General features: G+C 66.7%; 19 protein-coding genes. 10 read left to right on the top strand and 9 right to left on the bottom strand.

Features of this window, described 5'->3' with window-relative positions; genetic code table 11:
- Window positions 1–110 precede the first annotated feature (110 nt).
- Window positions 111–467, top strand: a complete 357-nt coding sequence (locus tag JOF56_RS34740) for an STAS domain-containing protein (RefSeq protein WP_209643674.1) — start codon at window positions 111–113, stop codon at window positions 465–467.
- Here the strand turns inward: JOF56_RS34740 and JOF56_RS34735 are convergent.
- On the bottom strand, window positions 464–1,804 hold the full coding sequence (locus JOF56_RS34735) for an alpha/beta fold hydrolase (RefSeq protein ID WP_209643673.1): 1,341 nt from the start codon (window positions 1,802–1,804) through the stop codon (window positions 464–466). The two genes, JOF56_RS34740 and JOF56_RS34735, sit on opposite strands and share 4 nt — an antisense overlap.
- A gap of 165 nt (window positions 1,805–1,969) precedes the next feature.
- On the opposite strand from JOF56_RS34735, the gene JOF56_RS34730 reads away from it, so the two are divergent.
- The gene (locus JOF56_RS34730; RefSeq protein ID WP_209643672.1) at window positions 1,970–2,731 is read left to right on the top strand and encodes an SDR family NAD(P)-dependent oxidoreductase; all 762 of its coding nucleotides are present in this window, start codon (window positions 1,970–1,972) and stop codon (window positions 2,729–2,731) included.
- 54 nt (window positions 2,732–2,785) lie between these two features.
- Window positions 2,786–4,000, top strand: coding sequence for a hypothetical protein (locus tag JOF56_RS34725; RefSeq protein WP_209643671.1), 1,215 nt, complete (start codon window positions 2,786–2,788; stop codon window positions 3,998–4,000).
- Between the two features lie 91 nt (window positions 4,001–4,091).
- Here JOF56_RS34725 and JOF56_RS34720 read toward each other — a convergent pair whose 3' ends face one another.
- Both JOF56_RS34720 and JOF56_RS34715 read right to left on the bottom strand, forming a co-directional pair.
- Entirely contained in the window at window positions 4,092–5,960 is a 1,869-nt protein-coding gene (locus tag JOF56_RS34720; protein ID WP_209643670.1) for an ABC transporter ATP-binding protein, read from the bottom strand.
- Complete coding sequence (locus tag JOF56_RS34715) at window positions 5,957–7,687, bottom strand: ABC transporter ATP-binding protein (protein WP_209643669.1); 1,731 nt, start codon at window positions 7,685–7,687, stop codon at window positions 5,957–5,959. The genes JOF56_RS34720 and JOF56_RS34715 overlap by 4 nt, the downstream gene beginning before the upstream one ends.
- Before the next feature lie 91 nt (window positions 7,688–7,778).
- Between JOF56_RS34715 and JOF56_RS34710 the strand changes: the two genes are divergently transcribed.
- Window positions 7,779–8,372, top strand: a complete 594-nt coding sequence (locus JOF56_RS34710; protein ID WP_209643668.1) for a TetR/AcrR family transcriptional regulator — start codon at window positions 7,779–7,781, stop codon at window positions 8,370–8,372.
- Between the two features lie 5 nt (window positions 8,373–8,377).
- On the opposite strand, the gene JOF56_RS34705 is transcribed toward JOF56_RS34710, so the two are convergent.
- A complete protein-coding gene (locus JOF56_RS34705; RefSeq protein ID WP_307855387.1) occupies window positions 8,378–9,196 on the bottom strand; it encodes an AraC family transcriptional regulator in 819 nt (272 codons plus the stop codon).
- 65 nt (window positions 9,197–9,261) lie between these two features.
- Here JOF56_RS34705 and JOF56_RS34700 point away from each other — a divergent pair, with 65 nt between their 5' ends.
- From JOF56_RS34700 to JOF56_RS34680, 5 genes are all read left to right on the top strand, one after another.
- Entirely contained in the window at window positions 9,262–10,149 is an 888-nt protein-coding gene (locus JOF56_RS34700; RefSeq protein ID WP_209643666.1) for a DMT family transporter, read from the top strand.
- A gap of 75 nt (window positions 10,150–10,224) precedes the next feature.
- Window positions 10,225–10,773 carry a hypothetical protein gene (locus tag JOF56_RS34695; RefSeq protein WP_209643665.1) on the top strand — a complete coding sequence of 183 codons (549 nt, stop codon included), beginning with the start codon at window positions 10,225–10,227 and terminating at the stop codon, window positions 10,771–10,773.
- Window positions 10,770–13,316: a BRCT domain-containing protein gene (locus tag JOF56_RS34690; RefSeq protein WP_209643664.1), complete on the top strand. Its 2,547-nt coding sequence runs from the start codon at window positions 10,770–10,772 to the stop codon at window positions 13,314–13,316. Before JOF56_RS34695 ends, JOF56_RS34690 begins: the two co-directional genes overlap by 4 nt.
- Window positions 13,317–13,565: 249 nt before the next feature.
- A complete protein-coding gene (locus tag JOF56_RS34685) occupies window positions 13,566–13,973 on the top strand; it encodes a nitroreductase family deazaflavin-dependent oxidoreductase (protein WP_307855386.1) in 408 nt (135 codons plus the stop codon).
- 17 nt (window positions 13,974–13,990) lie between these two features.
- Entirely contained in the window at window positions 13,991–14,911 is a 921-nt protein-coding gene (locus tag JOF56_RS34680) for an SAM-dependent methyltransferase (protein WP_209643663.1), read from the top strand.
- 36 nt (window positions 14,912–14,947) lie between these two features.
- On the opposite strand, the gene JOF56_RS34675 is transcribed toward JOF56_RS34680, so the two are convergent.
- Genes JOF56_RS34675 through JOF56_RS34665 form a run of 3 tightly spaced genes read right to left on the bottom strand, consistent with a single transcriptional unit; the run spans window position 14,948 to window position 18,866 of the window.
- The gene (locus tag JOF56_RS34675; RefSeq protein WP_209643662.1) at window positions 14,948–15,970 is read right to left on the bottom strand and encodes an LLM class flavin-dependent oxidoreductase; all 1,023 of its coding nucleotides are present in this window, start codon (window positions 15,968–15,970) and stop codon (window positions 14,948–14,950) included.
- 35 nt (window positions 15,971–16,005) lie between these two features.
- Window positions 16,006–17,040: a ferritin-like domain-containing protein gene (locus JOF56_RS34670; protein WP_209643661.1), complete on the bottom strand. Its 1,035-nt coding sequence runs from the start codon at window positions 17,038–17,040 to the stop codon at window positions 16,006–16,008.
- Window positions 17,037–18,866 (bottom strand): hypothetical protein, encoded by a 1,830-nt coding sequence (locus tag JOF56_RS34665; protein WP_209643660.1) that lies wholly within the window; start codon window positions 18,864–18,866, stop codon window positions 17,037–17,039. Before JOF56_RS34665 ends, JOF56_RS34670 begins: the two co-directional genes overlap by 4 nt.
- A 290-nt stretch (window positions 18,867–19,156) precedes the next feature.
- On the opposite strand from JOF56_RS34665, the gene JOF56_RS34660 reads away from it, so the two are divergent.
- Complete coding sequence (locus tag JOF56_RS34660; protein ID WP_209643659.1) at window positions 19,157–20,902, top strand: ferritin-like domain-containing protein; 1,746 nt, start codon at window positions 19,157–19,159, stop codon at window positions 20,900–20,902.
- 3 nt (window positions 20,903–20,905) lie between these two features.
- On the opposite strand, the gene JOF56_RS34655 is transcribed toward JOF56_RS34660, so the two are convergent.
- Both JOF56_RS34655 and JOF56_RS34650 read right to left on the bottom strand, forming a co-directional pair.
- Complete coding sequence (locus JOF56_RS34655) at window positions 20,906–22,084, bottom strand: low temperature requirement protein A (RefSeq protein WP_209643658.1); 1,179 nt, start codon at window positions 22,082–22,084, stop codon at window positions 20,906–20,908.
- A gap of 110 nt (window positions 22,085–22,194) precedes the next feature.
- Window positions 22,195–23,067: a universal stress protein gene (locus JOF56_RS34650; protein WP_209643657.1), complete on the bottom strand. Its 873-nt coding sequence runs from the start codon at window positions 23,065–23,067 to the stop codon at window positions 22,195–22,197.
- Window positions 23,068–23,106 lie beyond the last annotated feature (39 nt).

The raw sequence follows: 23,106 nt of genomic DNA, 5'->3' as shown, positions 1-23,106 counted from the left end.
ATCGCGGTGCGGGCCTGCGGGCTCGCACCGCGTTTCAGGTTCTGGACAACGGATGTTTAGCGCCGCCTCCGCCGGGGTAACTGAGCGTGCGACGAGACGGGGTTGAGACGTTGACTGAACACGAAATGGACGAGCCCATTCGTTGCCAGGTCGAACAGCGCGGGCACACAGTCATCGTGTCGGTGACCGGAGCGATCGACCTGGCCTCACAAGCCACCTTCGCCGAGACAGTCCGGGATGCCCTGCGGCGCGGGACGTCGTCGGTGGTGATCGACCTCGCGGGCGTCACCTTCCTCGCCTCACCCGGCCTCGCGGTCCTGGTGGATGCCCATGAAGACGCGATGCGCACGAACAAGGACCTGCAGGTGGCAGTCGGCAACGAGATCGTCGGACGGTCGATCGAACTGACCGGCCTGGCCCAGATCCTGTCGTTGGTCCCGGACGTGCGGACAGCTCTGGGCGACTAGTGCCGGTCGTTCACGAACGGCGGCGGCTGGTAGCGAACGAACGCCGCACCACCGAGATTGAGCGATTCGGCGGTGGCCTGCAACGCCTCCGGGGTGGCTGACCGCCAGGTTCCCGTTCGAATCCGGTTCTGGACCGCGAGCAACGCGGCGACATGCTCGGCCGGAGTGAAGGCACAGTGCCCGATCCGGGACACGTATGTCTGGCGCAGCAACGGTTCGGCGCCCGCCCTACGGACTTTGCCGCCGTACTCCTGGTGGTACTCGACTGGCGCCAAGCTGTCGGCCAGGGTGTGCAGAGTGAGTTCGGGTATCGAGAGCCGGCCGGTCGGCACGGAAGTACGCGCCAGCCAGCGAACCGCGGCGGGCTCCGGAGCGATCGTCGCGTTCCTGGACAACGTGGCCAGGTCCGCCCTCAGGTCCAGGCCCGCCTGCCGGTACAAACCGGCCACTTGGGACGACTGCGCCGATTCGTGCAGCAACTTGGCGTAGTTCACGCCGACGTTCCATGAACTGTCACCGCCGGCCACGGCGTTGATCGTGATGCGAGCCGGTATCACAAACGGCAATGTGCCCACCAGCCAGTTGTATTGCGCTTCCTGCTGAACGGCCCAGTCCCGTGCGGACGGAGGCGTCGGCCCGGTGAACCAAGTCGGAGCATTCATCATCGCTCCGGCCAGAGCAATCCGGGCACGCCCTGCGGGCGTTGCCTGGGCGGTCCTCAGTGCATTTGTCAGTGCACTGACGGTCGCGTTGGCCTCGGCCGGGGTGGTGAACCTCGTCAGCTGGATCGGTTGTCCTGGCAGGAGCAGCTGGGCCATCGCGTACGTACCGTCGAGCTGGTAGTTGTTCAGGTTCAGTGCACCACCGACCAATCCGCACGTAGTCAGTGCGCCATCGATGTTCCGGCCGGAGCGCTCGGCGAGCAATGCACTGACCAAGCCACCCATCGACTGCCCGAGCGCAATGACCTCGCGCGCCGGACCCACGTGCCGACGCAGTGCTGCGAGCGTGTCCAGCTGATCCTGAACGGCAGTGTCCAGTGCCCAGCCCGGGCGCGCATAGGAGGATCCGGCCAGCGCGAAACCCTTTGCCAGCAAGGCATCCGCAGTCGCCGGGTCAGGCGAGTCGGCAGCCGGGTTCTCCGGCCCCGGCCGAAAACCGTGACTGAACAGCACCACAGTGCCGTTCCACCCGGACGGCACCCGCGCGACCCAGGTCGCGCCATCCGGCAGCGTCCCCGAATAGCCGGTCGGTGCGGTTTGCGCCGAAGCACTCGGCGTCACCAGAACAGTCGCTCCGAGAACGGCGGCGACAAAGCAAGTCAGTGCTCTCTTCATGCTCAACATGAGGCTCCCGCCCTACGGCTCCAGGCCCTGACTCCGATCCTCGTGCCGCCCGACGTTATAAGCATCCACGACGGCCGTCAATAATCTGCCCAATATCAGGTTGTGACCGTCGCGCCACGGAGGGGAACCATTTGCCGGGGCAATTACGCTCTCGCCATGCTCACGGCTCTCGTCACCGGCGCCACAGCCGGAATCGGCGCGCGGTTCGCCCGTCATCTCGCCGGCGAAGGCTACAACCTGGTCCTGGTCGCACGGGACAAGAACCGGCTCGACCAGGCGGCCGCGACACACTGCGCCGACCACGGAATTGCTGTCGAGGTGCTCGTGGCCGACCTGTCCACCGACGAAGGGATCGCGGCGGTCGAGCACCGGGTGGCCGAAGGCGTCGACCTGGTGGTCAACAACGCCGGATTCGGACAGCAGGGCAGTTTCCTCTCCTCGGAGCTCACCGAGGAGATCGACATGCTGAAGGTGCACTGCGAGGCCGTCCTGCGGATCACCCGCGCGGCCCTGCCACCCATGCTGGAACGCGGCCGCGGCGGTGTCATCAATGTCGCCTCAGTGGCCGCGTTCTTCTCCCGCGGCACCTACAGCGCCTCCAAGATGTGGGTCGTCACCTTCAGCGACAGCGTCCGCCAGCAGATCACCGGCAGCGGCGTGCACGTGATGGCCTTGTGTCCCGGCTGGGTCCGCACCGAGTTCCACGAACGGTCCGGAATGGACACCGCAGGGATCCCCGGATTCATGTGGCTGGACGCGGCCCGGCTCGTGACAGAGGCCATGCGAGACCTCCGCAACGGCGTTCCCGTCAGCATGCCGGGCATCGCCTACAGGGTGCTCACCGGACTCGGCAAAATCCTGCCACGCCGCGTCACCAGTGCCCTGTCCGCCCGCATGGGCAGCCGGCATCACAGCTGAACACACCCGTGTTCTTCCGGGCGCATACCGGGTTTCCCAAGGATGATCACCCCCATGCCGTACACCGCGTCGCCCGCCCTGGTGCGTCAGACCGAACGTTGGTTCGTCCAGGACGGAACGCCCACGATGATCGAGGGATACAGCTTCGGCAAGCATGTGCTTGCTCGCATGTTGCCGGCACTGGCCTTTGTCACCCTCGCCAGCCTGGCCTGGCTCGTCCCGCTCAAGTCAGCGGGGTCAGGGCGCTGGGTCCTGCTCGCGGTGGTGTTCGCGGCGACCGTGGCCGTATGGCTGACGATCAGGTTGTTCGTCCGGCGGTTGCCCCGTTTCACCCGCGCGGCCACCATTGCGGTCCTCATCGCCTACGCCGCGATGCCCGTCGCTGTCCCCCTGTTGCAGATCGCCGTCGACGACGACGTCACGCCGCCTGGAGGTGGCGGCCTTCTGGGGTTCGTTCTCTTCTTTGCCGCGGTCTTCGCAGCCACCCTCCTGGCGACCACGTACGGCCTCGGCACACTGCTGCGCCGAGCCATCCGGCACACGATCTACGACCTACGCAACAGCGTGCATCTCCTGGGCCGGGCGCTGCCCGCGATGCTGTTCGTCACGCTGTTCCTGTTCTTCACCGGTGAACTCTGGCAGGCGATGAATCGCCTCACCTGGTGGCGGCTCACCCTGGTCGTCGGCCTGTTCGCCGCAGTCACCGTGCTCGCCGCGGCGGCCCGCCTGCGAACCGAAATCGGCCGCGTCGAACAGGACCTCAGCCCGCCCCGGCTGGCCGCGGCATGCAAGAACACACCCCTGGCCAAGGTACCGATCGACGAGCTCACACCCGACGGCCCGCTACGCGCGGTCCCACTGAACGGGCGCCAGGTCCGCAACCTTCTGCTCATGCTCGCCACCCGCCAGCTCGTGCAGGCAGTCGTAGTCGGCCTGGCCCTGTTCGCGTTCTTCCTGATCCTGGGCCTGATCGTGGTCACCCCCGACACAGCCGAACAATGGATCGGCAACCCACCCGCCTATTCGACCCTGCTTCCAACAATGCCAGTCGCTTTGCTGCGCAACGCCACCCTGTTCGCCGCCTTCGGCAGCATGTACTTCGCGATCACCTCAATGAGCGACGCCGACCACCGCGAGCAGTTCTTCGCCCCAATCATCGACGAGATCGAACGCACACTGACCGTCCGCGCGGTCTACCTCGCCACCCAGAACATCTCCCACAACACCGGAAACAGCGCAGGCCCGTCAACGGGCATCATGGTCGTATGACCGGGCCTGAACCACCTGACAGCACGAGGATCTGACAGAAATCGAGATGGCTGTGCGGGCCACCTCCCGAAGGTGGCCCGCACAGCCGTTTCTACTCCACCGGCGCCGCGAACTGCGCCGAGTACAGGCGGTAGTAGGCACCGCGTTGGTCGAGCAGCTCCTCGTGGGTGCCCTGTTCCACGATGCGGCCCGATTCCATCACCAGGATCAGGTCCGCGTCACGGATTGTGGACAGGCGGTGGGCGATCACAAAGCTGGTCCGCGACGAGCGCAAAGCCGCCATCGCGTGCTGTACCAACGACTCCGTGCGGGTGTCGACGGAGCTGGTGGCCTCGTCCAGGATCAGCAGCGACGGACTCGCCAGGAAGGCCCTGGCGATGGTCAGCAGCTGCTTCTCCCCTGCCGAGACGTTCGAGCCTTCCTCGTCGATGACCGTGTCGTAACCGTCCGGAAGTGTCCGGACGAAACGGTCGACGTAGGTGGCCCGCGCGGCCGCGATGATCTCCTCCTCGGTGGCGCCTGGCTTGCCGTAGGCGATGTTGTCGCGGATGGTGCCGCCGAACAGCCACGTGTCCTGCAGGACCATGCCCGTCTGGGCACGCAGGTCTTCCCGCCGCAGCGCGGTGATGTCCACGCCGTCGAGCGTGATCCGGCCGGCGTCCAGTTCGTAGAAGCGCATGATCAGGTTGACCAGTGTCGTCTTGCCCGCGCCGGTGGGCCCGACGATCGCGACTGTCTGGCCCGGTTCGGCCACCAGCGACAGGTTCTCGATCAGCGGCTGGTCCTGCTTGTAGGAGAACGACACGTTCTCGAACTCGACCCGGCCCCGCCGCTGGGCCGGCAGCGCGGCGTCCGCCGGGTCCGGCTCCTGCTCCTCGGCGTCCAGCAGCTCGAACACCCGCTCGGCCGACGCGACGCCGGACTGGAGCAGGTTGGCCATCGACGCGACCTGGGTCAGCGGCTGCGTGAACTGCCGTGAGTACTGGATGAACGCGGTGACCTCGCCGAGCGTCATCGAGCCCGAGGTGATCCGCAGCCCGCCGACCACCGCGATCAGCACGTAGCTCAGGTTCGACAGGAACATCATCGACGGCATGATCAGGCCGGACACGAACTGCGCGCCGGCCGACGCCTGGTACAGCTCCTCGTTGCGGCGCCGGAACTCCTCTTCGGACTCCTGCTGCCTGCCGAACGCCTTGACCAGCTGGTGGCCGGTGAAGGACTCCTCGATGTGAGCGTTGAGCGCGCCGGTGTGCTTCCACTGCGCGATGAACAGCTTCTGCGACCGCTTGCCGACCGTCCTGGTCACGAACACCGACGCCGGGATCACCAGCAACGCGATCAACGCGAGCAGCGGGGAGATCGTGAACATCATGATGAGCACGCCGATGACGCTCAGCACGGACGTCAGCAGCTGGCTCATGGTCTGCTGCAACGTGGTCGAGATGTTGTCGATGTCGTTGGTGACGCGGGAAAGAAGCTCACCACGCGGCTTGCTGTCGAAGTACCGCAACGGAAGCCGGTGCAGCTTCGCCTCGACGTCCTCGCGCAACGTGTAGACCAGCCGCTGCACCACGGTGTTGAGCAGCCTGCCCTGCGCCCAGCTGAACAGCGATGACGTCAGGTAGAGACCCAGCACCCAGGCGAGCACGCCGGCCAGCGCGCTGAAGTCGATGCCTGCGCCGGGCACGCCCCGGAACCGCGCCATGACTCCGTTGAAGATGATGTCGGTGGCGTGCCCGAGAACCTTCGGTCCCGCGACGGTGAAGCCCACGGCGAGTACGCCGAGCCCGATCACCAAGGCGATGGAGACGCGTTCCGGCCGCATGCGGGCGAGCAGCCGTTTCGCGGACGCGCCGAAATCGTCGGCTTTGCTGACGGGCCCCTGCATGCCAGGGAAGCCGCGGCCGATGGGGCCGGGAGCGGGCTGGGGCCGGCGGGTGACGGCTGGGGTGCTCATGCTGCCTGCTCCGGGGTGAGCTGGGACTCGACGATCTCGACGTAGGTGGGACATGCGCCCATCAGCTCGCGATGGGTTCCGGCACCGACCACTTCGCCGTTCTCCAGCACGATGATCTGATCCGCGTCGAGCACAGTGGACACACGCTGGGCGACCACGATGACCGCGGCCCGTTCGGTGAGCGGCCGCAGCGCGGCTCGCAACGCGGCGTCAGTTGCCAGGTCCAGCGCGGAGAACGCGTCGTCGAACAGGTAGATCTCCGGCTTGCGCACCAGCGCCCGAGCGATCGACAGCCGCTGCCGCTGGCCGCCGGAGACGTTGGTGCCGCCCTGCACTATGGCCGCGTCGAGACCGCCCATCTGCTCGACGAAGTCCTTTGCCTGTGCGATTTCCAGCGCTTCCCAGAGTTGTTCGTCAGGAGCGTCCGGATTGCCGTACAGCAGGTTGGACCGCACAGTGCCGGTGAAGAGATAGGCCTGTTGCGGCACGAGCCCGATCCGGCCGCGCAGCACTTCGGGGTCCAACTCGCGGACGTCCGTCCCGTTGACCTGGACCTCGCCTGCCGTCACGTCGATGAACCTCGGGATCAGGTTCACCAGTGTGGTCTTGCCCGCGCCGGTGCTGCCGACGATCGCGGTGGTCTTGCCGGCCTCCGCGCGGAACGAGATGTCCCGCAGCACAGGGTCGGCCGCGCCGGGATATCGGAATTCCGCGCTGGTGAAGGAGACCTCGGCCCGTGCCGGCAGCTCGACGACCGCGGAGCCGGGTGGCCGCACCGACGGCTCGGTCTCGATCACCTCCATGATCCGCTCGGCGCAGACGGCGGCGCGCGGGATCATCATCGAGATGAATGTGGCCATCATGACCGACATCAGGATCTGCAGCAGGTAGGACAGGAATGCGGTGAGCGCGCCGATCTGCATCTCGCCGGAGTCGACGCGGTGCGCGCCGAACCACAGGACCGCGACACTGGAGACGTTGAGGATCAGCATCACGGTCGGGAAGATCATCGCCTGCAGCCGGCCGACCCGTACCGCGGTATCGGTGAGCCGGCCGTTCGCATCTCCGAAACGATCGGTCTCGGCCTTCTCACGCACGAACGCGCGGACCACGCGGATGCCCAGCAGTTGCTCACGCAGCACGCGGTTGACCTGGTCGATGCGTTCCTGCATCAAGCGGAACTGCGGCACCATGCGCGAGATGATCAGGCCGATCGAGATGACGAGCGCCGGCACACAGACCAGCAGCAGCCAGGACAGCCCGACGTCTTCCCGCAGCGCCATGATGATACCGGCCACGCACATGATCGGCGCGGTGACGAACATCGTCGCCATCATGACGACCAGCAACTGCACCTGCTGCACGTCGTTGGTGGTGCGGGTGATCAGCGACGGCGCTCCGAACGTGGCGACCTCGCGCGCGGAGAACTCACCGACCCGGTGGAAGATCCCGGCCCGGACATCCCGTCCGAACGCCATCGCGGTACGCGCACCGAATCGGACAGCCACGACCGAACAGACAATCTGAAGCAGCGACACGGCAAGCATCCAGCCACCGGTCGACACGATGTAGTCGTTGTCGCCACGCGCGACGCCGTTGTCGATGATGTCGGCATTGAGGCTCGGTAGATAAAGCGAGGCGATCGTGCCGACGAGCTGCAACACGAGCACGACCGCCAACTCTCTGCGGTATGGCCGCAGATAGGTGGACAGCAAGCGGTTCAGCACCAGTTCCCCCTGGGAAGAAACGACCCGTATCTTATATTGAGGCAAGATAGACCACTCATGTAAGACACGCAACGTATCTTAGGGAGCTCGGGTGACGGACACCAGGACACGGCGCCACGGCACCGAGCTCGAGCGGGCCATCCTGGATGCCGCCTGGGCCGAGCTGACCGAAGTGGGCTACACGGCATTGACAATAGAGGCCGTGGCAAAACGGGCTGGGACAAGCAAACCTGTCATTTACCGCAGATGGCCCAGCCGCGCGGCCCTCGTCATCGCCTCCTGGGCCCAGCGCCAGCCGATCCAGGAAACAGTTCCCGACCTCGGCACCCTGCGGGCAGACCTGCTATGGCTGTTCACCCGGGTCGCCACCCGCATGGACGTCATGATGAGCCAGACAATCGCAGGCGTGATGGCCGAAGCGTTCAAACACCCCGAGGTCCAGGAACTACTGCGAGAGCGCCTCGACTCCGCCCCACTGACAAAGTCCGTCTGGCGCATCGTCGACAACGCCGTCGCACGCGGCGAACTACGCCCGATAGCCTTGCCGCGTCGCGTCCTGCGCCTCCCCCTCGACCTCCTCCGCTCCGAAGCCGTCATCTGCGGCAGCCACCTACCGGAAGCAACCCTGACCGCCCTGGTGGACGAGGTCTACATCCCCCTGCTCAAAGGCCTGGCACTCGACTGAGCCCGTCACCTGCCGGCGGTGGAGAACGTGCCTGGAGTGATTCCGTAGGTGCGGCGGAACCAGCGGGTCAGGTGGGCCTGGTCGGCGAAACCGGCCAATGTTGCCGCGGAGGCCACGGGATGTCCGGCGGCGATCAGGCGGCGGGCCTCGCGCACTCGGAGCATCCGCTGATAGTCGCTTGGCGACATGCCATAGGCGGCCTTGAAGGCCCGGTAGAGCGCGAATCGGCTGCAACCGGTCGCCACGGCAAGTTCATCAGCGCCAAAGGAATCCAAATAGGACTCTTGAATGAGCTCCCGGACTCGTCGTGCGGCGACAATGGAACCGCCCGGAGAAGGCTCCATAGCGACGGGAGCACTGTGGGCGGCACGCTGGACAAGCGCGGACACAGCCGAAGCCAGTGCCTCATCCCTGGCCAGGGTTGTCGCTGAGTCGCCGAGGCTGTTGTAGAGACGCCCCAATGCCTGCGCGAGTACGGGGTCGTGCAGCACGGGGTCGGCGAACAACGGCATTCCGGTGACCCGCCCGGCTCTGTCGGAGAGTACGTCCGTGATCAGAGATGGGCCTATGTGGACGATTCGGTAGGTGAATCCCTGCTCTGCGGCGGCGCGGCCGTCGTGGGGCTCGTCGGGGTTGAAGGCCATGATCATGCCTGCCGAGCTGGTCCGGGACTCGCCTCGGCATCCGAAGGCCTGCGCGCCGAAGTCTGTCAGCCCGAACGAATAGCTCTCGTGCGAGTGCACGTGGTACGTGTGCTGCTCGAAATGGGCGTGCATGGTCTCGACTGGTCTGTCCGGCAGTCGCCGGTAACGCACCCACTCCACTCGTCCATTGTGCGCGCACGAGCGTTCAAGACCGCCGCCGCCGGCCGGGACCACCATCCTGACCTGTGCGTACGTATTCAATGTTGGTGCTGGTCATGGTGTTCTGGGCAAGCGCGTTCGCTTCGTCGAAGATCGCTGTCCACGAGATCCCGCATGAGGTCGCGGCCTTCTTCCGGTTCGGGCTGGGTGCGGTTATCCTGCTGTTGGTGCATGCCGCGCGTGGCCGGGCCCGGCTCACGCCGCGGGATCTCGGCACTGTCGCCGGTCTGGGAATGCTCGGGATGTTCGGCTACAACACGTTCTTCTTCCTCGCGTTGTCGCTCGCGCCGTCGGCGGACGGGAGCGTGATCGTGCCGGTGAGCGCGCCTGTCATCACCGTCGCGGTCACGGCTCTGCTTGGCCGCCGTCGGTTGTCCACGCGCAAGCTTGCGGGGCTCGGGGCAGCCGTGGCCGGGGCGACGGTGTTCTTCGTGGGCATCCCGGCTGGCGGTCACGACCGTTTGACGGGTGACCTGCTGTTCCTCGGGGCGGCCGCGTGCTGGGCGGCGTACACGATGTGCGGCGCGCCTGTGCTTCGCCGCCTGCCCGCGTTCACCGTCACGACCTACGCGACGACTGCGGGCGCGCTCGCTCTGGGCGTAATGGCGATCCCGGCGTTCGACGACGTCGTGTGGTCTGGGCTCGGTACCGGGTTCTGGCTCAACCAGCTGTATCTCGCGGCTTTGCCGACCGCGCTGGCATATGTCATGTACTACCACGCCGTGGGACAGGTTGGCCCTGCCACGGCGTCGTCGATGATGTTCCTGGTCCCGGTGCTCGGGTTGACGTCCTCGTGGCTGCTGCTCGACGAGTCGATCACGCCGACGCAGGGTCTCGGCGCCGTGTTGATGCTTACCGGAGCGTGGTTGGCCACGATGAGCGAAATCGGCACTCGTGACCGCAGCAATGCCTGAGATCGTCTTTGGCGAAACCGGGCCCTGCTCCCCTTGTCCGTGGGTACTTTGGGAGCGACCGAAACGAGGTGATCTGTGCCGGACCCGTTGACCCTGGGCGTACTGGGCGGTGTCGCGCTTTCGGAGGGCATCAAGTTCCTTTATGGGCAGGCCACTGAGCTGCTCAAACGGCGCCGCGAGCGCAAGGACGCCAAGAAGGCCGCCGAGCCGGTCGAGACCCCGCAGCTGGAGGGCGAGCTCAAGCAGCCACTCGAAGTGGACGCGGAGGCGTTGGAACGGCTCGCACCGGACCTGCTGGAGCTGCGGCGTGAGCTCAACGAGTACGCCGACGACCTCAAGCCGGTCGACCCGCAGGACCCGCAGCTTCTGGCGACCGCGGACGCCGTCCGGCAGATCCTGGAAGCCGTCTACCACCAGCGGATCACGTTCCGCGGCGAGCAGCGTGAGGCCTCCGGGCCGCTGGTCGAAGGCCGGGTCGACGTCACCACGGTCGCCGGTTACGCGGCTGCCGTTCGCGCCAAGTCCGTCACGAGCGGGACGGTGCACGGTGGTGCGAAAGCCGACGAGGTGCAGGAAGGCGGCCGGTTGATCGGCGTCGACATCGACCGCATCGGCGAGCCGTGACCCCTCGGTTGACCTCGGCCGATCTGCTCTACGAACCACTGATCGCCCAGTACCTCGGGCCGGGTTTTGTCGAACGTGAGTGGCTGGTCAGCCGGGTCGAGCAACACTTCGCCGACCCGGACTGCCGGTTCGTGCTGCTCTCGGGCGGGCCGGGGACCGGCAAGAGCGCGTTCCTCGCGTGGTTGTCCAGGCGGCACGCGTTGTCGCCGCGTTACTTCCTTCGCCGGTTGAGCAGCCATCCGCTGGCCAGTGGCGACGCGTCCTCGTTGCTGCTGAGCATCGGGCATCAGCTGGCCGTGCTGCGACCGGACATGATGCGTGCCGACCTCGATGTCCAGGTCGAGCAGACCGTCGGCCAGGTGGCGGCCGGGGGTCACGTTGTGGGCGTGCGCGTCGGCGTTCTGCACATCTCGCCGTTCCAGCGCACCGCTGTGCAGGTGGAGCAACAGGCGGACCACGTCGAGGGCACAGTGGTCGGGTTCGAGATCGAGCGGATGATCGTCGACCCTCGCCTCAACGACCTGGGCACCCTGCAGAACCTCGCGCTGCTGGAGCCCGCGATCCGGCTCGCCGCCCAGGATCCGACCGGGCTGGTGGTCGTGCTCATCGACGCCGTGGACGAGCTCCGGTACCAGTTCGCCGGCCGTGGCGACATCCTCCAATGGCTGGCCGAGTGCCCCGAATTGCCCGCCAACCTGCGGATCGTGGTGTCCTGCCGTCCCGACCGGCAACTGCTGCACCGATTCCGGCTCGCCCAGGCCGACCGGTTACGGGAAGAGACGATCGAGCCGTCGGCCGCCGAGGTCACCGCCGACCTGATCGTGTACGCCGAAAGCGTGCTCGACGACCCCGCTCTCGCGGGTGTCCGGCGGATGAGCACCCGGCGCCTCGCCGAACACGCCCGCGGCAGCTTCCTCTACCTGGTGTTATGGGCACGGGGACTGCGGGACGCGGTCAACGACGGCGACGAAACCCGGATCGCGGCGCTGACGGACCTCTCCGTGCTGCCCACCGGCCTGGACGGGATCTACGAGTACTTTCTCACCCTGGTCCGGGATGCCGTCCGGCAACGCGAAGGCCGGGCATGGACGCGGGCGTGGAAATACGTCTACCGCCCGCTGCTCGCGGTCCTGGCCGTGGCCCAGGCGCCGCTGAGCGAGCGGCACCTGTTGCTCCTGGCCGATCTGGAGCGTCCGGACCTCGCCGAGGCATTGACCGATCTCGAGCAGTTCCTGATCGAGGACCAGAACGGCATCCGGCTGTACCACCTGACCGTGGCCGAATTCCTCGCCGACCCGCGGCGAAACCGGGATGATTGGTTCGTGGACGCCGAAGAGAGTCACCAGCGAATCGCGGAGCGCCTGATCGACGAGCACGGTGCCGCGTGGTCGGCCTGTGAGGACGAGTACGCGCTCACCCACACCGTCACACACCTGGTCGCCGCCGGGTCCACCGGACCGCTGACCGGTTTGCTGAGCGCGCCGGAGTTCGGGGTCGCCAAGGCGCACAAGATCGGCGTGGACGCGATGCTGCTCGACTACGTCGCCGCGAACGCCGCGCTGCCCGACAACGCCGAACTCGCCGCCGGACTGACCAAAACCTTGGCACAGCTGGTGAACGAAGGCGTGCCGAACGTCGCGGACACGCTGCAGGCAGTCGTGAGCTACCGGCGTGACGCGGCTGAGCTCAACGAGCGGGTGCTCAACCGGTTGAGCGATCCCGCCTACCTCGAACAGTCCATTGAGAACACAACCAGCCGGGCCGCCGCGCTCATCGCCTTCTCGCAAGGCCAGGCGACCCGGTTGCGGCGCGCCGGCGACCTCGACGAAGCCCGCCGGATCCTCGTCCAGGCGGTGTCCGGCGAGGACATCACCAGCGTGACATCGGCCAAACAACGCTCAACCCTGTGTTACGAACTCGGTTACCTGGACTTCCTGTACGGCGACACGGAACAGGCACGCGACTGGTTCCGGCGCTCGATAGAAGCCGCTGAGGAAGCCGGCGAACGAACCAGTGCCTACATCTCCCGGCTCGTCAACGCACGCGTCGGCCTGCTCAACGGATCAGTGCCGGCTGAGGAATACCTCGCCACGGTCGAGGAAGCGTCCGCCTACTTCAGCGACCCGGACGTCGCCGGTCCGCATGTGGCGCGCTGGCTGATGGCCGTGCAGGGCTACTTGCTGGATCTGGCGCTGTGGACGGAGAACACCGAGCTGATTGCCACCCAGCTACGGGTGCTGGCAGAGGATTCCTGGATCCAGCAGACCGGCCGCCACGACATCGTCCAGAAGCACCGCGCCCGCGCAGCCGCTATCACCGGCGACTGGGCCGAGTCGATCGCCCTCTTCGAAGCCCTGCTGGCAGAAGCCCCGCCACACCAGGAAGAACTCGCCCGCGAGCTCTACTACTACGGCCGTGCCCTGCTCGGCTCAGGAGACGCGGCCGAGGCCCGCGAGGTCTGGGAACGCGGCCTGCGGACGCCGGACAACGCCGCGAACTGGCCCTGGAAACCCAAAATCAGCACAAGCATCGCGCAGCTCTAGCTTGTGGCGCGGCCAGGCACAAAATCTTGCGCGCACAGGCACATCCCCAGGTCTCTGTCACGGGCACTGAGGCAGCACGCAGGGCAGGTCCGGTCTGGGCCTGCCCTGCGGCTTTTGGCTACGGATGTCGAGAACGTGATGCTGGCTGCGTCCCAGGGGCACGAGGGTCGCGCGACCAATGCCTTCCGGGCCTGAAAGGATCGCAGCCATGGCTGTTGCCGATGATCTCGACCGCGCTACCGACTCGCAGTGGACTGGGTCGCTGAGCAGACCCGTGCGTATCTGGCCTCGGGCGGAACTGAAGGACACGAGTCGAACGGTGTGTACACGCTTGTGCTTGCCACGACCGGGCGCAAGACCGGTGTGCCGCGTCGCACGTGCCTGATCTACGGCACCTCGGGGGACGACTTCGTCGTCGTGGCCTCCAAGGGTGGCGACGATGACGATCCAGCGTGGTTCAAGAACCTCCAGGTGGACCCGAGCGTCGGGGTGCAGGTCGGCACCCGCCGGTTCACCGCCCGCGCCCGTGTCGCGTCTCCGGCTGAGCGCGGGCCTCTCTGGGCCCAGATGGCGCGCATTTTCCCGCTCTACGACGAGTACGCACAGAAGACTGACCGTGTAATCCCGATTGTCCTGCTCACCCCGCACGAGTCCTAAGAAAGGCAGGGCGGCGTATGGCTTCCGCCAGGTATGACGGAGACACCTGGGACCTGGCGTCCAGCGTCGGAGCGACCGCCACCGCGGCTGCGGCGGCCCGGGCGATTGCGACCCGCGCGGATCGTTCGCTGATCGATGACCCGTTCGCCGAACCGCTTGTCCGGGCGGTCGGCATCGATCTTCTTACTCGGCTGGCGACCGGGGAGATGTCCCCCGGCGACTTGGTCGAGCAGGTGTGGATCGACGTTGCCAAGGTACGTACCAAGTTCTACGACGAGTTCTTCCTCGACGCGACGAACGCGGGTGTCAGGCAGGCCGTGATTCTGGCTTCAGGGCTGGATTCCCGCGCGTACCGGCTGCCCTGGCCATCCGGGACCGTGGTGTACGAGGTCGACCAGCCGCAGGTCATCGAATTCAAGACCCGCACGCTGGCCGAGTTAGGGGCTGTGCCCACCGCCGACCGGAGAGTGGCCGCGGTCGATCTGCGCGACGATTGGCCCGCCGCACTGCGGACCGCCGGATTCGATCCGGCCTTGCCGACCGCATGGAGCGCCGAAGGCCTGCTGGGCTACCTGCCGCCCGAGGCGCAGGACCGCCTGCTGGACACCCTCACCGGGCTCAGCGCGCCGGGCAGCCGGGTGGCCACCGAGAGCAGGCCCACTCCGCGACCGGGTGACGAGGACAAGACGAAACAACGCCTGCACAGCATGTCCGAACGCTGGCGGACGCACGGTTTCGACACCGACATGGCGAGGCTGCGATATTTCGGTGAGCGCAACGAAGCCGCTCCCTATCTGACCGACCGCGGCTGGGCGCTGAACGCGATCACCATCCGAGACCTGTTCGCCGCCAACGACCTTCCGCCACTCAAGGACGACGACCTGCGCACAGGCGACACGCTCTACGTCAACGGCACCCTCGACAAGACCGCGATCTAGGGCTGCCCGGCCCCGGTCGGCGGGGCCGGGCTGTGCTCAGCGCCAGCCGAGTTCGGGGGCGACGTGGGTGAGGATGTTCTCGATCAGGTGGGCGTTGTAGTCGACGCCGAGTTGGTTGGGCACTGTGAGCAGGAGTGTGTCGGCCTCGGCGATTGCCTCGTCCTCGGCCAGTTGCGTCACCAGTGCGTCGGGCTCGGCGGCGTAGGAGCGGCCGAAGATCGCCCTGGTGTCGGCGTCGATGTAGCCGACCTGGTCGGTGCTCTTGGCGTCACCGCCGAAGTACTGGTGGTCCTGTTCGGTGGTGAGCGCGAAGATGCTGCGCGACACCGACACGCGAGGCTCGTGCTGCCAGCCGGCCTCTCCCCAGGCCTTGCGGAACGCCCGGATCTGCTCGGCCTGCTGGACGTGGAACGGCGCGCCGCCCTCGTCGTTCTTCAGGGTCGAGCTCATCAGGTGCATGCCCTGCTCTGCTGCCCACACCGCGGTGCCGTTGGATCCCGCACCCCACCAGATCCGGTCGCGCAGCCCTGGCGAGTGAGGTTCGACACGCAGCAGCCCAGGCGGGTTGGCGAACATGGGACGTGGGTTGGGCTGGGCGAACCCTTTGCCTTGCAGCACCGTCAGCAGCACCTCGGCGTGCTTGCGGGCCATGTCGGCGTCGGTGTCGCCCTCGCTCGGCTGGTAGCCGAAGTACCGCCAGCCGTCGATCACCTGCTCGGGTGATCCCCGGGAGATGCCGAGCTGCAGCCTGCCGCCGGCGATGAGGTCCGCCGCGCCGGCGTCCTCGGCCATGTACATCGGGTTCTCGTACCGCATGTCGATCACGCCGGTGCCGATCTCGATGCGTTCGGTCTTCGCCCCGATCGCGGCCAGCAGCGGGAACGGCGACCCGAGCTGCCTGGCGAAGTGGTGCACCCGGAAGTAGGCGCCGTCCGCACCCAGTTCCTCCGCGGCCACAGCCAGGTCGATGGACTGCAGCAACGTGTCCGACGCCGTCCTCGTCTGCGAGTACGCGCTGTCCGACCAGTGCCCGAAGGACAGGAAACCGATCTTCTTCATGCCCTGTGTAACGCACCACCCCCTTAATTGATTCCTCAACTACCGAGGCTGCCGTACGTCCAGCAAGGTGTGACGCACTTGTCGGCGTGCTCGGGTCTGGGGTCGGGCGTCTTGGTCATGGCGATGACCTGCAGGCGCAGTTCGTACATGATTCCCATGGCCGCGTTGAGGGCCGACGGGCGCCCGGAGAAGGTCTTCTGCAGGGCGACCAGGAGGTGACGGAAGGTCCGGCCGAACTGTTCGGTGAGCCGTCCCGCGGTCGTCCCGGGCGGGTAGAACGCGGTTTTCGGGTCCGTGATCATCGGATGGACGCCGGACGGGGTGAACACGACCGGATCGCCGGTGTAGGAGAAACCTTCCGGCGCGCTGGGATCAGGCACCAGCCGACGGCCGTGTTTGATCTCGGCGAACCGGTAGTAGTGAGCGAGTTCACCCTCACCGTCGCCGTCCTCGGGGCTTGAGGTGGTGCCCTCGCCCTGTTCGACGACGACGCCGAGCGCCCTGGTGGCGGAGGCGACATCCGTGACGGCGAACAGCTGCCTTGACCCGAACCATGGCGCGGTGACCTGCGGCGCGGACGGCGTGGCGAAGGCGGGCTCGCCGAACTCCTTGATCTTCTCGATGATCGCGGCGTAGAAGTCACCGATGGTGACCACGTCGTCACCGGGCCGGTCGGCGATGGGATCCTCGGGCTGCTCGATCGCCATGAACAGCTCGGTCTGGCCGATGGACATAGGTCCGATGTGGACCTTCAGGCCGCTCACGGTGCCCATCGGCAGCGGGGCCGGGTAGTCCAGGACCACCTCGCGGCTGTCGAACACCGGACATCCGCCGACGGCGTTGAGCACGTTGGCCGCGATCGTCAGGTGCAGCATCTCCTCGATGACAACCGACCGGACGAGGTCGGCGACGTCGTCGTTCTCGCCGGGCTTCAGGCTGTAGTACGCCGTCAGGTACGGCGGTATGGTCGCCAGTTCCAGGACGACGGCGGCCTGCAGCGACTTGTGCAGATCCCGCGGGGTGGTCGCTGCTCGTACCGCGTCGAGGTACGACTTCTCGATCTCGATCACGGCTCGGTCCTTTCGATTGCCCCGGCGGAACGAAGGTAGGCGCGGGCGAACTGTCCTTTGGAGTCGGTCGGGTCGACTGTGTCGTCCTCGACGGCCTCGGCGACTCTTGTGTCCGGTTTGGATACAGGTCGTGGACGGCCTGTGCCGACCGGGAGATCGGGCAACGCCAGCCAGTTGAGGATCATCCGGCGCTTGGCACGGGACAGATCGCGGGTGACCGGCATCGCGTTGGGATCGCCGATGTCGCGCGAGAAGGCGAACTGCAGGATCGCCCGATGCTCACGCACTGCCTCGTAGTCGTCCAGCCGGATCAGGCGTTCGCTCATGATCGGGTACAGGTTGGCGTACTGCTTGAAGATCGGCTGTACGTCGTCCAGCCAGGTCGGGCCGGCCGGGATCTCGTAGTCGTCGAAGACCAGCGCGGTGATCGGCTCCAACGGGTTGTGCCGCAGCCTGTCCACGTCGACGCCACGGATGCCCAGCACCATCTGGTAGATCTGCCCGTCGATGTAGCCGCGTGGGGTGCCCGGATCCGAGCACCGAACCCGCAGGGTCGTCTGACCGTCCGCGTCGGTGCGCTCAGGGCGCTCCGCTGTGAAGGCGGTCGCAGGCGTGCCCGTCGGCGGCAGCGGGCCCACTTTGGCCGGTCCCAGCAGCAATGGCGTCACCTCGGCCCGTGGGGCGGGACGGCCGAACCGGGCCACGTGCACCCGAGTCTTGAGTGTGTCACCGGATTCGGCGCGGTGGATGTGCTTGTCGGCGCGCACCAGCCACCCGTCCAGCGTTTCCCTGACCACGACCGTGTGATCGGCGGCGTTGGCCCGCAACAGCGCCAACGGCCGGGCGGCGATGTCGACCCGCGGCGGGATGGCGATGGTGGCGATTCCACCGGTGTCCAGCAGCCATCCGGGATCGCGATACGGCAGTGGATCGCCGAGCGCGGTGAACCCCACGCCCTCGACGACAGTGGCCCCCTGGTCGGTCGCGGAGTCCGGCAGCACGCCGAAACGGAGTTCACCCTGATCGACGACAGTCCCCTTGTCGTCCAGGATCGGCAGCGCGTTCGCGAGGTCGACGACAAGCTGTTTGCCGGAACGGACGACACCGTCGAAGTAGTTGACGCCGGCTGAGTTCGTCCCGTTCTGGTCGACGATCGGGGCGAACCGGCGCCCGGTGACGAAGGTGTGCGGTTCGTCCGGGCGGTACGGCCCGATGGCGCCGACGACCGAACCGATGGTGAAACGCGGCGAGCTGACGTTGCCGTTGAAGGCGAAGGTCATCAGGCGGATCGACAACTTGCCGCCGGTGGACGCCTCCCGCAACCGGTCGGCGATCCGGGACACCCCGGGCCGGGCCCACACGATGTTGTGCAGCACCGACTGGAAACGCGCGGTGGGTCTGGGGCGCTGGGTGCCGAACACCGGCGGGAACCAGATGTCGCGGAACGAGGCCGGCTCGAAATCACCGGCCAGGATCAGGTTCTCGTCCGCCCGCAGCTCCACGCGCAGGCCCCACAACGCCGACGACAGCTGCCACTGCGGATCAAGGTCGACGATCTTGGCCGACACCCGGTCGACGGATCCCGCGATCACCGCGGTGAGCACCGGATCCTCTTTCGCCCCAGCCTCTTCCCGTTCACCGGGCGCGTCCCGCACCCGGCAGTTCAGCAGCCGGAACGCCGCACTGCCAGTCGGGTTCCACGCCCGATCGGCGCTCCCCGGGTCGAACGTGTCGATATCGAAGTTCCGCACGTCGTTGTTGACCGTGGACACATCCGCCTGGAAGTCCCCGTCGAAGATCACGCGCGGCAGATCCAGATAGCTCATAGCGACATCCCCCCACGACGTCGATCCCCCAAAATCGGGTCCCCAGTCCCGATTTCGAAGGTATCGCGAACCCTGGTGCCGGTCAAAGACACTCAGCTGCCCAAATGGCCTGTGAACGCACGCCTATCCCCTGGTCCACAGGGTCGTCACGACAGCCCGTGGCAGCCGGAGCTCCACACGTGTGGGTGAACTGCCGAAAATCTATGGCGTGTCACAAACCGAGGCGTTGTCCGGTCTGAGCTGTCGTCCCGACACCGACATCGTCCAAGCAAGGGGATCCGAAGAACGACATGGACACCACTGGCACGCACGCGATCGACACGCTCGACGATCTCCGCCGCCACCTGCAGTGGGCGATCGAGCTTGAGCACGCGACCATTCCGCCTTACATGTGTGCACTTTACTCACTGGATCCGGAACGCAACGGGGAGGCTGTGCATGTGGTCGGCAGTGTTCTCGCCGAGGAGATGCTGCATCTGGCACTTGCCGCGAACCTGCTGAACGCCGTGGGAGGGCGGCCTGAGCTCGACACGCCACGGCTTCTGCCGGCGTATCCGCATCCGCTCCCCCACGGCGATCGGTCCGTGGAGGTTCACCTGGCGCCGTTCGGGCCGCAGGCCCTTGACCTGTTCCTGCGGATCGAACAACCCGCGTCGGCCGACGCGCCGCCGCAATCCGACCAGTACCAGACGATCGGGCAGTTCTACGCGGCGATCGAGGCCGGGATTGGGAGGCTGTGCACCGAACTTGGCGAGGCCGAGGTCTTCTGCGGCGACCCGGAACGGCAGATCGGCGCGTTCCACCTCAGGGGCGGTGGTGGCCAGGTCATCGCCGTGCACGATCTCAAGTCCGCGATGGCCGCTTTGGCGGAGATCATCGAGCAGGGCGAAGGGGCCGCGCGCACGGACGTGTGGGACGGCGACCACGACGTCTTCCACCCCGAACGCGAGGAAGTCGCGCACTACTACCGTTTCCAGGAACTTCGGCTCGGCCGCCGGTACCGTACCGGTGACACACCGCAGTCCGGGCCGACCGGCGAGCAGATCACGGTCGACTTCGACGGCGTTCTTCCCATGCGGCACAACCCAAGGATCACGGACTACCCGCACGACAGCGCGATACGCGTTGCCCAGGAGGAATTCAACCACACCTACAGTACGCTGCTGCATCTGCTGGAAAGGGCATTCAACGGCAGCCCGTCGCTGATGCGCGTGGCCACAGGAATGATGTATGCCTTGCGAGCGCAGGCAAAGGCTCTCATGTCGATGCCGACGGGTGACGGACAGACCAACGCGGGCCCGACCTTCGAGTACGTGCCGCCGGAGCGCAGGCATTGGAGCACGGGGAACTCCCGGCGAATCACGTTGCTGGAGAATGGCCCGTACCTGGTGTATGGGCAGATTCCGCTGCGCCGCAAGAAGAAGATCGTGTCCGAGGAGGGTCAGTCGCTGACGTGGCAGACCCATGAGGACATTCCCACCGAGGAGACGTACGCCCTGTGCCGGTGTGGACGGTCCGGCGCCAAGCCGTTCTGCGATGGAAGCCATGCCCGCCCGGACTCGGAAGGAAAGCCTTTCGACGGCACCGAAGCGCCGAACATGCGTCCGTACGCCGAACTTCAGCACATCCACGACGGGGAGGGCATCTCGGCACACCGGGTCGGCGAACTCTGCATCCACGCCGCGTTCTGCATCGGCCGCACCCGGCCGATCGCCAAGATGCTCGACGACTCCGGTGATCCCGATGTCCGATCGCACATCATGGGCCTGATCGACCACTGCCCGTCCGGTTCGTACGCCTACAGCCTCAGCCGGGACACCGAGACCATCGAGGCGGACCTTCAGCCGGCGATATCGGTCCTGGAGGAGGAGAACGGTCTCGCCAGCGCCCTCTGGGTCACCGGCCGGGTTCCCGTCGAACGCAGCGACGGGCAGCCGGTCGAGGCCCGCAACCGGATGACGCTGTGCCGTTGCGGGCACTCGTCGAACAAACCGTTGTGCGACGGAACCCACCGGCAGATCGGGTTCCACGAATAGGGCTCACGCCTTCAGTTCCAGTTCCCGCCGTTGGCGGGACGCGATGGTCAACGCGGTGACCACGACACAGACCACCGCGATCAGGGCCACGGTACCGGCCGTCCCCACGGCTGGTACCGCCTGAGGCGAGAGCATGACGGCTACGGCACCGAGAAGCGGGCCGATGTGCCGGACAACCGACCGCCGGATGAACGGTGCGTGGACCGCCCACAGGAGTATCAGGAATCCGGCGACCGGGATGGCTACCGCGTAACTGGCTGTGGCCGGCGAGACTCCCGCGTGGTGCCCGCTCTGTGCGACGGCGACTTCGAGGCCCGCGCCGAGAGCCGCCAGCGCGGCGAACAGTCCGAAATGGCCGTAACCCCACTGGTACGAACGGTCTCGCAGGGCGGCCAGTGCCTCGCCGCCCGGTTCGAGGGAGTACAGCCACCACAGCGCGAACATCAGAACGAGCCCGGATCCCGCGACGATGATCAGCGACCACGTCCACCCGTCCCGCACCGCGGTACCGACACCCGTCGACGCCGCGAGCAGGGTCTCGCCGAAGAGGATGATCGTGAACAGGTTGTACCGCTCGGCGATGTGATGGGGATGCCAGTTCGTCGGGCTGGTCCGCTCGGCCCAGCGCGGCACCGCGAGCTCGAACACGGCGAGAACGACGAAGGAAAACAGCAGCGGCCCGCTGCCGGCGAGAACACCGGATTCCGCCAGCACCAGCCGCGCCAGCCAGCCGACCTGCAGGACGGAGAAACCCGCCGCGTATCGCAGCGCGGTACGTCGGCCTGTCGGGTCCTCGATCGCCGCTCGCACCCACTGCCCGACCAGTGCGATCCGCATGACGATGTAGCCCAGCGTCACCGTCCGGAAATTGCCTTCGTCAGCGGCCGCGGGCACCCCGGCGGCGAGGATGAGCACGCCCGCCATCTGGACCATGGTCATCAAGCGGTAGGCGACGTCGTCGGTGTCGTATGAGGACGCGAACCATGTGAAGTTCATCCACGCCCACCAGATCGCGAAGAACACCTCCAGGAACAGCAGGACGCCGGACGACGCGTGACCGGCCTCGACCGCGTGCGCCAACCGGCTGACGGCACTGGCCACCGCGACCACGAAGGTCAGGTCGAACAACAACTCCAGCTGGCTCGAGACACGATTCGGCTCTTCGATCGAACGCGCGCTCATCCGGATGCGGATGCTGATGGCCCTCACCTCTGTTCACTCGGGTCACCCGTGAGACAGGACAGGCCGCTTCGTTGTGACACGAGATACTGGTCGTCACACCTGGCACGGATTCACGACGGTTCGGGGCGGACGAATGCGACCGGGCACGGTGAATGGTGCAGCACAGCGTGGCTGACGGAGCCGAGCACGAGTCCGGCCGCGCTGCCCCGGCCGTGTGATCCGACAACCACGAGCTGGGCGTGGGCTGCCTGCCCGATCAGCGCGTGAGCGGGCCGGTCCCGTACGACCACACGCTGGACCGCGACGTCGGGATACTTCTCGCTCCACCCCGCGAGGCGCTCGGCGAGCAGCCGGCGTTCTTCGGTCTCGATGGCGTCCCAGTCCAGCAGGGGCGCCACGGCAGCGTCGAACACGCTGTCGGTCCAGGCATGTACCGCGATCAAGGGCACATTGCGCGAATCCGCCGCATCGAAGGCGAATGCCAGTGCGGCCTCGCTGACCGGTGAGCCGTCGATGCCAACCACAACCGGGCCGGTATCAAGCGGTCGTTCACCGCGCACGACGACGACCGGGCATTCCGCGCGGGCGGCCAGTCCGACCGCGACCGAACCGACCAGCAGGGAGGTGAAACCGCCAAGGCCACGGTCACCGATCACGATCAGTCCGGCCTGGCGCGACTCGGTGACCAGCAACGGTACCGGGAAGCCGTTGTTGACGAGTTCGGAGATCTCGACACCCCCGGCGGCCTCCGCAGCCGCCTTGGCGGCCATCGAGACAGCTTCCCAGGTGGTTCGCAACATCGTCTCGTGGTAGTTGCCGAGTCCCGGGTCGCCGAGATGCCGTGTCCCGGACCAGCCGAATGCGCTGATCAAGTGCAGTGGGGCGCCACGGCGCGTGGCCTCGCGTGCTGCCCACCGGGCGGCGTCGAGCGCCGACGACGACCCGTCGATGCCTACGACCACTGGCGCGTTTCTCTCTCGCATCTCTCGCTCCTGTCCCGCTCGAATGGGTCACAACGAGGA

The organism is Kibdelosporangium banguiense (assembly GCF_017876405.1).
GTDB lineage: Bacteria > Actinomycetota > Actinomycetes > Mycobacteriales > Pseudonocardiaceae > Kibdelosporangium > Kibdelosporangium banguiense.
Note: the sequence above shows the minus strand (reverse complement) of the source record. Positions and strands in the feature narration are given on the sequence as shown.